The sequence below is a fragment of the Aquipluma nitroreducens genome (genome assembly GCF_009689585.1).
Lineage (GTDB): Bacteria > Bacteroidota > Bacteroidia > Bacteroidales > Prolixibacteraceae > Aquipluma > Aquipluma nitroreducens.
In genome coordinates, this window is sequence record NZ_AP018694.1 from 3,005,128 (window position 1) to 3,018,041 (window position 12,914).

Below are 12,914 nucleotides of genomic sequence, written 5' to 3' on the forward strand. Positions count from 1 at the left end.
TTACGTGAAACCCGCAACCCGCATCTCGTAACAATTGATATATAAAGTGATCAGATTTTATTTATAGATGATAATGTTCAAGAAAATACACAAAGGCATTGAAATGACGGGACAGTTTTTCCGTAACGAATTCAGGGACATCCGAAAAGACAGCGGTGCGATCCTGATTTTGGTTGGTGCGCTGATGATTTACCCGATTGTTTATGCCATTGCCTATAAAAGCGAAGTGGTTCGCGAACTGAAAACCACTATCGTCGATTTGGATCGCACAACGACTAGTCATCAGTTGATTAAAATGCTTGAAGGTGCTGAACAGATTGAAATCAACCGGGTAGCTGCCAGTTTAGATGAAGCCAGAAATGATTTTTTTGAAGGAAATTCAGGAGGGATAGTTGTTATCCCTCAAAACTTTGAAAAAGACATCCTGAATGGGAAACAATCGAATGTTTCGGTGTTTGCCGATGGAAGTTATTTCCTGATCTACCGCCAATTGCTTGGGGGTTCGGTTAAAGCGGTTGGAACTTTTTCTGCTGGTGTCGAAATTAAAAAGCTGATGATGGAAGGAAAAACATACAATCAGGCGTCACAATTACGCGATCCGCTGGTTGCAGACTTGCATTTTTGGTTTAATCCGGCTTCAGGATATGGTTCGTTTGTAATGCCGGGCATCATCATCATTATCCTTCAGCAAACATTACTGATTGGAATCGGGATGGTTGGAGGTACGGGCAAAGAGAAAAAACGCGATAGCTTTCTGGTTCCGGTAGCGTTGAAAAAGGGTGGTGTTCTTCCGATCCTGTTTGGGAAATCATTATCGTACCTCGCCATTTATGCTGTTAACTGTGTTTTTACAATGATTTGGATCCATTCGTGGTTCAATTATCCCAATCAAGGCAGTTACCTCACCGTTCTGATACTGACCTTGCCGTTTTTGTTATCGGTTATTTTTATGGGAATTACGGTTTCGGTTCTGTTCAAGCGCCGCGAATCGTCGATTACGTTTATGGTCTTTCTTTCGCCTATCGTTGTTTTCCTGAGCGGACTTTCATGGCCAGCGTCTTCTATTTCTCCGATTGTCTATAATCTGGCTCATTTGTTTCCATCAACCATTATGATTCCGGCATATATGCGTGTACGAACCATGGGCGTTGGCTTGCACGAAATCCGGCACGAGTATTGGCAAATGCTTATCCTGATGGGGTTTTATTTTTGCACGGCGGCTTTGGCTCTGTATTTTTCGGCTTTGCACAATTCAAAAAAAGCATTGAAAGCAAGCTCAGATTTGTAATCCATGCATTGGCTGTCTATAAAGAACTAGGAGGTCATCCCGAATTTATTTCGGGATCTGACATTAAGAAAAGATTCTGAAACAATTTCAGAATGACGAGATTAGTGACCTGTGAGTCAACCTCATCGTATCCTTCCTAATCTTTCCAATTTTTCTGAAGCCGCCAATCCATTGGGATTGCAGCCCGGTTGGCCTTCCGGAATTTCAATTCCCATTTTCTGATAGTATTCAACCCATGCTTTAGGAAAGCTCCCGGTTTCCGGGTCTTTAAAAGTCATTGGTTCAAGCTTGAAAACCGAATCGGCAACAAAAGTCAGATACACAAACTCCGAACAATAGTGAGCGGTGTCTGACATGATGTAGCTGAAATTGTAGGGTTTACCCAGCATGGAGTGCGCTTTTTGGATGGCAGAGGGAACCGCTTTTTGCCATTCACTTTTCAGCCGGTAAGCAACAACTTTCACCGAATCACCTTTGGGATGCAGAAATTCGCTGAGCGAAACGATGCAGGTTCCTCCTTCTGGGTAAGCATGCAATGCAACAATTCCTGTATCGGTTACTTCAACCAACCCAACATGCGAAAAATGGGTTTCTCCGGAAGTTTGGGTTACCTTATCGATCGCTTCCGAAATGTTTTCAGATGACTTTTCACGAAACAACAGATCGCCTGATTGGAGTTTGATTTTGGACGCTGGTTGGGCGCTGGCGAAAAGTCCGGCAATAATTATAAAGTTGATTGCCAAAATTAATTTGCTCATAATGTAAGATATGGTTCCTTTTATCCCGATTTAACAGACCTCAGAGAGGTCATATATTTATAGAACCGGATATCAAATAGATTGTTCGACCCCGAAGGGGTCGAATGTTGAGTGGTGGATTTATCTTCTATAACATTTTATCCCTCTGGGATAATCCTTGATGACCTTGTTTCGTTCATTTGCGTATTTATTCCGCTTGAATGGGCGACCAATATCGTTCTACTTCCCAGAAAGACTCAAACTCAATGGTTCTTAGTTTTTCGACCAATTCAAAATACTCATTTTCTGATAGCTGAGTCCAATTGTACCTATCTAATCCAAGTTTTTTATGTTCTTTGTTCGCGTTTGTCAATAAAATTCGATCGATCGGAGGGTGGGCTATCCTTGCAAGATTACTCATCCCTGAGTCTCGAATAACAATTGCCGTTTTAATATAGATGGCAATTATTTTAGCTGCCCGGCCATAGCTTGCTTTTTCTCCAAGTTCATTATCGATAAACTTTAGATGAGCGATAATTTTTCCGGCTGTTTCGCGATGGAACTGATCAAAACTAGCAATCGAGAACTTTTCATTGCTATCAAGCAAACTTCGAAGTTCAGTTTTTTCAATTGCTGATTTAACGTTAGCCGTATTTGTAAAATTTCGTGCAACAGCACGAGCGGCTGCCCAAACGGCATAGTTATGCAAATGTTCGTTAAATGTATATGGCATTGGTTTGTCTTTTTGCACTGTAATGTTGACCTAAAACACATCCGCTTCAACCACCGGTTTAAAAAATGCTTCAACTTCTTGAAGCGTGGTTTCAGTCTTTGGAACGTCGCGAACAATTTTGCCTTTTTCGAGGATAATTAACCGGGTAGAAACATCGGCAATGTTTTCGAGCGTGTGGTCCGAAATCAGGAATGTGGTTCCGTTCGCGTTCGCGAAATCCTTAATCAGCTTCCGGAGTTTGTATTGCGAGCTCGGGTCGAGGTTAGCAAAAGGCTCATCCAGAACCACGATTTCGGGTTTGCCCATCAATGCAGCCACGATGCCCACTTTCTTCTGGTTCCCTTTCGAGAGGTCGCGGATAAACTTTTTCTTGCCCAGAATTTCGCCATTGAAAAAGTCGGCAAATCCATTCAGGAAATCAGCCGTTTCGGTTTTACTCATTCTGCGTAATCCCGCTATAAACGCAAAATATTCTTCAGCGGTTAGGTAGCCAATCAGGAACGATTCGTCGATAAACGCACCGGTAAAGTCTTTCCAGTCTTCCGATTCGCGCACCACGATACCTTTGCTCACAACCTGCCCTTTGCTGGCGGTAATCAGGTCAAGCACAATATTGAACATGGTGGTTTTTCCGGCGCCATTGTTTCCAACCAGCCCGAAAATTTCGCCTTTTTCGATGGTCAGTTCAGGAATATTCAGGACTATTTCTTTATTATATGCTTTTATGAGGTTTTGTATCTGTATCATGGTTACGAGTTTTTGTAGTTTCTAATCAGTTGATGTTTTTGTTTACGGTATTGCTTCGAGAAAAAATTGATGATGACTGAATGGAACAGGATTCCGATAAATCCAAGTGTTCCGAGTGCAGCATAGCCACCAACGGTTCCAAGTGCCAGTTTAAACAAATAGAACAGTGAGATGGGGCCCAGCATCAGTGGCAGTGCACCTAACCATTGCGTGGCGCTCACGCCCTGATAATTCATGGCCGACGATTGGCTCAGGTCAAGCCGTTTCTTGCTGTACATTCCCACCCAAAACATCACCGGGATGTTGACGCCCAAATTATAAAGCAACATGGCTAAATGCGTGTAAATGATTTTGGGATACATCAGTGCATAAGGAAGGGTTAGAAAATAACAAGTTACCGAAATTACAGTAACCAACATGTAAAACGATTTGAGGAACTGTTTCATGGTTAAACGCTGACACATGAGCATCGAAAAATAGTTGCTGTGCCAGGCTGGGAAAAATTGCCCGTACGAAATTGAAAACATGCCTACCAGAATAATTCCACCCAATATGAAAATAAATTCGGGCGGTGGCTGCCCATGTTGATCTTTGTAAACCAGCAATCCGTAGAACAGCATAATTAAGGTCATCATGGCTACGGAACGAGGACGTTTGTTACGCCAGATCAGCTTCAGTTCAAGCGCGATAAATCGGCCATTTTCGCCCAGGCGATCGAGCCACGAATAATCGCTGATCTTTTCTTCTTTTTGCTTCCCCGAAATCAGGTTAACAAACATGCGGCTGAGCAAAAACCTGACATTCAGAAAATAGAACAGCACCGGAAGCAAAATGAATAGGATGGAAATTGCCGGATAAATCAGAATCAGGTCGAGTAGTTTTCCCATTCCTCCTGAAAGATCGACAATCCCAAAATGATTGATGGCAAACAAACCGGCTAATGCTCCGAGTAAAATAAAGAACCCATATTCGGCTTCGTTGAACCGCCATTTCAGGTAGATGGCCAGAAAGTGATTGCTGAAAATCAGTATAAATAGGGAAAGAAACCACGCGGCTGTGGCCATTACTGAATGTGTACCGGCAACTAATTTAATGGTGACCGGTACCAGAAGGAAGAACGGAAGCACATTGAAAAAATTGAGCAGCGAGCGAGTCAGCAGGTATTTGGCAATTGTTTTGCGGCGAATACTCTGCAACAACAAGGGTTTAAAACTAACCGTTGGCAATTTTTGCATCAACTGACGAACGATGAGGTCGATGGCAAAATAGGCCAAAACGATACTGTTGAATTTGCTTACAGGCTCGTCGTTGGGAAAACTTTCGGCCAATATTTTTGGGATAAAAAGTCCCAGAATCAGGAAATTGGCAGAGAAATACAAGGCCAGAAATCCAAGTGCAATTGAGGTTGCCAGGCTTTTGCCCCAGTAGGCCGATCGGACTGTTTCGCGCCATGCGAGTGAAAAAAGGTTTTGATTCATTGGGGTTGATTTTTTGCTTTTAGTTATGGGTATGTTGAGGTTATGTTTTGTTACAGGTTAGACTGAACCAAGTTTGATACGGCATAAAGCGGAAATACACGAATTTGATCATAAACAGCGAAATTTTCCAAAGAGAGCCGAATACCAAAAGGTCTGTTTTTTTCTTTCAGGAATAAAAATAGACTCTGCATAGAGCCTTTGGTTCCTGCTTTCACTTCAACCGGGATAATAGTTTGCCCTTTAAGGATCAGATAATCAACTTCAGCATTACTGTTCAAAGCCTCTCGTTGCCAGTAATAGAGAGATTGATGTTCGTAGCAGGAGACCGATTTCAGCAACTCGAGCCCAACAAAAAGCTCGGCCAAGGATCCTTTATTGATCATGCTGAACCGATCGCTTAACAGAACTTCAGCAATATTTAACCCCAATAATCGTTGGAAAATGCCCGTGTCGAAAATGAGCATTTTACGCTTTTTGTGATCACTTTCAGCACCCAAGGGGATTCCGTTTGCTGAAGTGTGAACGACAGGATATGTCAGTCCTGCCATTACCAACAGGTCAATTGCAACTTTAATCTGTTTTAAATTAGCTTCAGTTGCGGCTTTGGCGTAAACAAATTTACCACCAACCTGTTCCACCACCGATTCGAAAACTTCAGAAATCCTTGATACTGGTACGTTTTGTTTATATTTAGAAAAGTCGGCTTTTAAAGAAATTATCAGATCATCCAAAACGCGCTGACAGTCATTCATATTTTTACCCTGTACATAGTTGGAAACCACCTCTGGCATTCCACCAATAATGAGGAAGCGTTTCAAATATTCAAGCAACTTATTGTGAAGTGGTTCGGGCAAAGGATTGTCCGGAGATGCTTTTCGCTTAGCATTTAGCAATAGTTCTTCCTTATTGGCCAATAAGAATTCATCGAACGAAAAAGGGTACAAAAACATTGAACGAATACGTCCAACCCCAAACGATGGAAGTTCTTCAAGAGCAAATTCGAGCAATGAACCGGCAGCGATAAGATGTAGTTCGGGCATCTTTTCGTAAAAAAAACGAAGGGATGAAATTGCCGGAATACAGGCCTGAATTTCATCAAAAAAGATCAAGGTTTTTTCTGGAATAATCGGAATATTGTATAATACCGATAGATTTTCGCATAAGGCTTCAGGAGATAAATTCCCAGCAAATAACTGATGCACCTGCTTTTGCTCTTCGAAGTTGATTTCCAGATAGTGTTCAAAATTAGCTGCAAGAGCCCTGATAGCTGTCGACTTGCCAACTTGCCTTGCCCCTCTCAAAAGCAATGGTTTTCTGGAAGTATCTTTGCTCCAAAGTGAAAGTTCCAGATCAATATCTCGTTTCAGGTACATAAATAGTAGTAATTAGTGAATTGTTGTTTCGAAAATCAAAGGCAATTGTGATGATAAATATACGAAAATCAAAGGCAATATCATGTCAATTTTGATAAAAATCAAAGGCAATCAAACTTTTAGCTGTCAATCATTATTCCAACCGATCAGTCAATGTGCATGTTTTCTTAAATGCTTTGGTTTGCCCGCCCTGATCAAAAACTTCAACCAGAATAATGTAAACTCCTATTGTCAGCTTTTGTCCTGATTCGTCGCGTCCATCCCAAAGCCAGTTTCCTTCTTGTGCCAGCGACTGGTTTTTTATCAGGAATCGAACCTGTCGGCCAACAGAATCAAAAATTCGCACATTGGCGATATAACCGGGTTTGCTTAGTTTGAATTTGATCGTCAGTTCATCGTTGTAACCATCGTCGTTGGGCGAAAAAGCTTTTGGTTCGGGCGTAATTTCATCCTGAATTTTAGTTTCGCTTCCGGCTTGCGAATTAGGCAGTCCGGGAGTTGCAAACCCAACTGACGATGCAGCCGATGCCCAATTCGTGGGTTCGTTGGTTGGTTTCTCAAGCGAAATCCTTTCGAGCGAAACGCCTTCTTCGTTGGCTAAAAATGGCGAGTGCATTTTGGCTGAATAGCTGAATTCATCCAGAATTTCGAGCGAATCGTTCAGCAAAACCACTGTTCCAAAATCGTCCGAATAACTTGGGAAGGACTTCATCGCACAGAAACTTACCGGATTATTGGTGATGTATTGTGAGGCAACAATTGTCGGATCTTTGGTGCAGACCAGGAATTCTCCAGGCTTCAGGTAGCGCTTTTCTGCGCTGATCGGATAGATTTGTTTCAGCGCCAACGCATCATCGCGAGTTGAGAGTCTGAGTCGGGAAACCGGAATTGCTTGTTCTGAAACATTGACCAACTCGACGAAATCTGTTCCTCCAGAAAATGGATTGAACAACACTTCGTTGATCAGGATTGAACCAACTTCAGGAGTGAAAGCATAGGAAAACGTTTTGGTATCGGGATTCATTATTTTCCAGGAGAGATCTGAAATTCCGGAAACAGACAAGCTGAGTTCAATTCCGCTAGTTTTTCCAAAACTTACATCGATCGATTTGTCGGAGCCTTTGGTTGCCATTGCCTGATTGATTGGAATATTTTCGCCGGTTTCGTCAGTCAATTTGAAATTTTGGGAACGAATTGACGACGGATTAATTGGTTTATTAAAAGTCAGGGTTAATGTTTTTGAATCAATTAGTGTTAGTTTCTGAATGAAAAGCTCGGTGGCAAGTTGTACGACCGAAATATCGTCAATCCACAACTGTCCGGCGCGGGTAGGGGTGAAGTTGAAATAAATGCCGATGTTTTTGAATGCCGTAGCAAACGGATCATTTCCGGTAAAGGTTTTGCTTTTCGCCTCACCGGATTTATGGTAATTCAGAGTCCAAACTCCCCGAACTGCTCGTTTGGCTGTGATTGTCGCCAATGTTGAGGCATTCCAGTCGAGGTCAGATTGAACGATCAGACTGTCGGCTTTGCCATTCCGGATTCGCCAAAGTTCAAGTAAATCGCTACTTCCGGAGAGATTTATGCCCACAGCCCAACCGCTAATTAAATCTGTCTGAATGGTATCGGCACATAAATAAAACCAGAATCGGTTGGCTGATGAGGGATCCCAATTGCCGTTTTTAAGTGTGAACGACCACTCAATATCCGAAGAATTCAAATCGGAATTGGCTGTATGAAAGATCGCAGAATTGCCGCTTGCTGCAAGGGTCGAGTGCTTTAGCGATACTGTTCCTGAAATTTTTTCAGCAGCCGAAACCTCCCAGTCTGCCGTTTGTTTCCATCCTGAAATAGAGTTGTTTTCGAAATCGTCGCTGAAAAAGGTTGAGATGGTGTCGTTTCTGTTTAGGTTTTCTATTTTTGCAAAAGAATTAAGGTCTGATTTATGCATGCTAAAAGCATTGTAACTTACGATTGTTAAAAAATAGACAAGTATTATTTGAAAAATAAAAATAAATCTGGCCATATTTTGAAAAATTAAAAGCAAAGCGTTATTTTTGATGCATTATTAAGAGCAAAAGCAGGCGAAAACTCATTCAATTTAACAAAAATTGAACAAATAGCCAAATAAGAATGTAATCAGAAGATTAGTAAATAATTAAATACGATTGAAATGAAAGTTGCAGTAGTTGGCGCAAGTGGTGCGGTAGGCCAGGAATTCCTGAAAGTTTTGGCTGAACGAAATTTTCCGCTCGATGAACTGGTTTTGTTTGGATCTGGCCGCTCGGCTGGAAACGAGTACGAATTCAGAGGCAAAAAACTGGTTGTTAAGGAATTGAAGCACAACGATGATTTTAAGGACATTGACATTGCTTTGACATCGGCTGGTGCATCGATTTCGAAAGAATTTGCTGATACCATTACCAAATATGGTGCTATCATGATTGATAATTCGAGCGCTTTTCGCTACGATAGCGATGTTCCATTGGTGGTTCCGGAAGTGAATCCTGAAGATGCGCTGGTTCGTCCACGTAACATTATCGCTAACCCGAACTGCTCAACCATTCAAATGGTTGTGGCCCTGAAGCCGATCAACGATCTGTCGAAAATTGTGCGAGTTCATGTGGCTACTTATCAGGCTGCCAGTGGTGCTGGTGCGCAGGGGATTGCGGAATTGGAAACTCAGATTCAGCAAGTTGCCAAAGGTGAAGAACCTACTATTAACAAGTTTCCTTATCAGTTGGCGATGAATATCATTCCCCAGATTGATGTATTCCTCGAAAATGATTACACCAAAGAGGAAATGAAAATGAACTGGGAAACCAAAAAAATTATGCACACCGATGCTGAAGTGAGTGCAACTTGTATCCGGATTCCGGTTGCCCGTGCGCATTCTGAAGCTGTTTGGGTGGAAACCGAAAATGCATTGGACATCGAGGTGGTAAAAGCTGAAATGGAAAAACTGGAAGGTTTGACTGTTCTGGATAATCCATCTCAAAAAGTTTACCCAATGCCGTTGTTTGTTTCAGGAAAAGACGATGTTTATGTTGGTCGTATCCGCAAAGATGTTTCAAATCCTAAAAGTTTGACTTTCTGGTGTGTTGGCGACCAGATTAAAAAAGGCGCTGCGTTGAATGCTGTTCAGATAGCTGAATGGTTGATCAAAAAAGGCGAAGTGAAATAAAACACAATAAGCTAAAATATGAAAAGCCAGTCAAATCGACTGGCTTTTCATATTTCTTATATAGTGAGAGTTTCACTTGAAGTGAAGCCCTTACTAAAATAAACACTCATAAAAGTTATTCTTCAATCTTTACTGTCCAATTCTCATCGTAGAGAAAGTCGTTGTATGGGAAACGCGTGATGTGTATTTTCTTTACTTCTTCATATAAAGTCTTTTTCAACCCGTCAATGTTTTCCTTTGTTTTGGCCGAAACAAACAATGAGGGCGTGTTGTTTTTGGCCATCCAACTGCTTTCCCATTCTTCCAGCGAAACATTCTGCTTTGTTCGTGCAGTTAAATCGTCCTGATGTTTTTCAACGTAAGTAAATGCATCAATTTTGTTGAATACGTAAATGGTAGGTTTGTCGCCTGCATTAATCTCTTTCAGGGTGCGATTTACCACTTCAATCTGTTCTTCGAACCCCTGATGCGAAATATCCACAATGTGCATCAGAATATCCGATTCGCGTACTTCATCCAACGTCGATTTGAACGATTCTACCAAGCCATGAGGCAATTTCCGGATAAATCCTACAGTATCAGCCAGCAGGAATGGCAGGTTTCCAACAACCATTTTGCGAACGGTAGTATCCAGTGTCGCAAAGAGTTTATTTTCAGCAAAAACCTCCGATTTGCACAACAGGTTCATCATGGTCGATTTGCCCACATTGGTGTATCCAACCAAAGCCACTCGCACCATTCGTCCACGGTTTTTGCGTTGCGTCGACTTTTGCTTGTCGATCTTGATCATCTGCTCTTTCAGCAAAGCAATTTTATCGAGAATAATACGGCGGTCGGTTTCAATTTGCGATTCACCAGGTCCGCGCATCCCGATACCTCCGCGCTGACGCTCCAAGTGAGTCCATAAGCGAGTCAATCTAGGCAGCATGTATTGATATTGAGCGAGTTCAACCTGCGTTTTGGCGTGAGCGGTCTGTGCCCGCCGGGCAAAAATATCCAGGATCAGAAACGTCCGATCCAGGACTTTGCATTCGAGTGCTTTCTCAATGTTCCGAAGTTGGGTTGGACTGAGATCATCGTCAAAAATGACTGCACCGATTTCGTTGGCTTTAATGTATTCGCCAATTTCTTCCAGTTTACCGGTTCCGACAAATGTGGCATGATTTGGGATATCCAGGCGTTGCAGGAAATGTTTTTTTACCACCGCACCAGCAGTGTCGGCCAAAAATTCGAGTTCCTCCAAATATTCCTTTGCCTGACTTTCGTCCTGATCTTTGGTAATCAAGCCAACCAGGACTGCTGTTTCTATAAGTGGTGAGTTTTCAATCATAATTTCATTCATTACCAATCAAAATCCGGTTTTGGTTTTGGTCAGACCCAGATATTCATTGAATTTATTGGGCGCTAAAGATACTGATTATTCTTTCAGAAAAATTCAGGATTCTATTGTCCGTGATCACAGCAAGTCCAAATGAAATTTATCTGAAATTATCTTACGGAATCATTCAGTACTGCATTCGAATTTAAAAACTGATTGAGATTTGAAAATTCTTTCTGAATAAGTGAGTAGCCATGATTGTAAAAATTTACTCGTTTTTCAAGGTCTTGTTCGGTGCGTCCGATAGAGAATTCAGGAGATGGTGTGATAATAAATAATTTGCCTTCTTTTTCCATTTGGTCGCAGAAATCAAGAGTTTTATTGTATTCGCTATTTCGTTTAAGTAAAGTTGCCAAAAATTCAGGATGTTTCCTGAAAGCAAATTTAAACGGAAGTGAGTTTCTCAATTCCTTTTTTCGGTAACCTCTGGGACGCGTTAGTACGACTACAACTTTTTCGTGTTTGCTCAATGCGTATTTCACTGGAATCGAATCAGCTACCCCTCCGTCGAAAAAGAGCTGGCCATTTATATTTACCGCTTGAGAAAGAAGTGGGATACTTGATGATGCAATAAGCACCCTGTCAATGCCGATATTTGCGATCTCTCGTTTGGCAAAAACTACGCTTTCTCCTGATTCTAACGAGGTAGTTATCACGTCAAATTCTGCCGGGTTTTTAAAAAATGCTTTTTCATCAAAAGGAACAAGCGTGGTTGGCAGTTCGCCAAAAACAAACTTCATGTTGAAATACGATCCGGTTGTAATGAGATGGCGAAATCCCATGTAACGCTTATCAGAAGGATATTCAACATTTACTTTTCGATTTCTGCCTTTTTGTTTCGACAAATAGGATGCGCCAATGCAAGCGCCAGCCGAAACACCAATAACCCTGTCGAAATTTAGTTCCTCTTCAAGAAAGTATTCCAATACCCCACTAGTGAATGCTCCACGAAGACCACCGCCTTCAAGCACAATACAAGAATTTTTCATTTCATAACCTTTCTTGCAAAGATAACGACCGGACAAAAAACAAACAGAAACTTCACGAATTAAAAACAGATCGTTTATTTCACTGAAATTCAACAGTAAACTAGTAAAAGAGAGTCGGGTTGAGAGGGAGTAGAGTAGCTCGGCGAGCCAAACGTTTCACTTTTGTGGGTAAATAAAACTTAAAATGTCGACATCTGCCGATAAAAACCGGCAACCCATCTATTCAATTTTTAAAAGCAACTGAGGCCAACGTATATTTGATTCATAATTACAACAGTAAAAACAATTTAAGACAGAAACAATAGAAAACAATTAAAAGAAAAATTATGAAAACGAAAATTACATCACTCATTATTATTTGTACACTGGGATTAGTTGGAGTATTAAATGCCAATGCAGCATTAAGTAATAAAAATTCAAGTATCGGGGCAGAAGTAATAAATGTAAAACTTGAAAATCTGAATTCTTCAGAATTTGTTTTCAATGACAATGCAGATGCCACTATTGATTATCGGAAAGAAGCCCAGTTAGTAACAAAATGGGTAGCTGATCTGGAAGAGGCAAAAGCTGTTCAGAAGTTGATCGATGAAGGCGTATTTGGATCGAATCAGAAAATGACTACTTGTGCTGGTGAAGCAAAGTCTGAAAATCCGAATGCTTCAGAATTTATTTTCAATGAAGATGCTGATGCTGCTATTGATTATCGGAAGGAAGCCCAACTGGTGACAAAATGGATTGCTGATCGGGAAGAAGCAAAAGTTGTTCAGAAGTTGATTGATGAAGGAAAATTAGCAGAAAACAAATAGTTAGAATTTTCAATTGTGGTTAAAGAGAGCTGTTCCGATTTGGATCGGCTCTCTTTTTTTGATGACACTTGATCTCATTGTCTTAAAGATCATATAGGTTGAACGTGTTTTTGGTCAAAATAAAACTTGCCCTCAGTGAGAACTAAATCCTTAAATCAACTCCGATAATTTTGAATTCGGTTCATTATCAGTTACTATCAG

Annotated in this window: 11 protein-coding genes; 3 read left to right on the forward strand and 8 right to left on the reverse strand. The window is 41.2% G+C overall.

What is annotated here, in order from left to right; genetic code table 11:
- Positions 1-73 precede the first annotated feature (73 nt).
- Entirely contained in the window at positions 74-1,288 is a 1,215-nt protein-coding gene (locus tag AQPE_RS12635) for an ABC transporter permease (RefSeq protein WP_318346859.1), read from the forward strand.
- Between the two features lie 122 nt (positions 1,289-1,410).
- On the opposite strand, the gene AQPE_RS12640 is transcribed toward AQPE_RS12635, so the two are convergent.
- The 6 genes from AQPE_RS12640 to AQPE_RS12665 form a co-directional block, all read right to left on the reverse strand.
- Positions 1,411-2,046, reverse strand: coding sequence for a YiiX/YebB-like N1pC/P60 family cysteine hydrolase (locus tag AQPE_RS12640; protein ID WP_318346860.1), 636 nt, complete (start codon positions 2,044-2,046; stop codon positions 1,411-1,413).
- Between the two features lie 187 nt (positions 2,047-2,233).
- Positions 2,234-2,776 carry a hypothetical protein gene (locus AQPE_RS12645; protein ID WP_318346861.1) on the reverse strand — a complete coding sequence of 181 codons (543 nt, stop codon included), beginning with the start codon at positions 2,774-2,776 and terminating at the stop codon, positions 2,234-2,236.
- 12 nt (positions 2,777-2,788) lie between these two features.
- Complete coding sequence (locus tag AQPE_RS12650; protein ID WP_318346862.1) at positions 2,789-3,505, reverse strand: ABC transporter ATP-binding protein; 717 nt, start codon at positions 3,503-3,505, stop codon at positions 2,789-2,791.
- Between the two features lie 2 nt (positions 3,506-3,507).
- Entirely contained in the window at positions 3,508-4,983 is a 1,476-nt protein-coding gene (locus AQPE_RS12655; protein WP_318346863.1) for a DUF5687 family protein, read from the reverse strand.
- A gap of 50 nt (positions 4,984-5,033) precedes the next feature.
- Positions 5,034-6,356, reverse strand: coding sequence for an ATP-binding protein (locus AQPE_RS12660; protein WP_318346864.1), 1,323 nt, complete (start codon positions 6,354-6,356; stop codon positions 5,034-5,036).
- A gap of 133 nt (positions 6,357-6,489) precedes the next feature.
- Positions 6,490-8,307 carry a T9SS type B sorting domain-containing protein gene (locus AQPE_RS12665; protein WP_318346865.1) on the reverse strand — a complete coding sequence of 606 codons (1,818 nt, stop codon included), beginning with the start codon at positions 8,305-8,307 and terminating at the stop codon, positions 6,490-6,492.
- Positions 8,308-8,529: 222 nt separating this feature from the next.
- On the opposite strand from AQPE_RS12665, the gene AQPE_RS12670 reads away from it, so the two are divergent.
- Entirely contained in the window at positions 8,530-9,540 is a 1,011-nt protein-coding gene (locus AQPE_RS12670) for an aspartate-semialdehyde dehydrogenase (RefSeq protein ID WP_318346866.1), read from the forward strand.
- Between the two features lie 115 nt (positions 9,541-9,655).
- Here the strand turns inward: AQPE_RS12670 and hflX are convergent, their stop codons facing one another.
- Together hflX and AQPE_RS12680 are read right to left on the reverse strand one after the other, a co-directional pair.
- Positions 9,656-10,870, reverse strand: coding sequence for a GTPase HflX (gene hflX / locus AQPE_RS12675; RefSeq protein ID WP_318346867.1), 1,215 nt, complete (start codon positions 10,868-10,870; stop codon positions 9,656-9,658).
- A gap of 158 nt (positions 10,871-11,028) precedes the next feature.
- Entirely contained in the window at positions 11,029-11,907 is an 879-nt protein-coding gene (locus tag AQPE_RS12680; RefSeq protein ID WP_318346868.1) for a patatin-like phospholipase family protein, read from the reverse strand.
- Between the two features lie 326 nt (positions 11,908-12,233).
- Here AQPE_RS12680 and AQPE_RS12685 point away from each other — a divergent pair, with 326 nt between their 5' ends.
- On the forward strand, positions 12,234-12,713 hold the full coding sequence (locus tag AQPE_RS12685) for a hypothetical protein (protein ID WP_318346869.1): 480 nt from the start codon (positions 12,234-12,236) through the stop codon (positions 12,711-12,713).
- Positions 12,714-12,914: the final 201 nt, after the last annotated feature.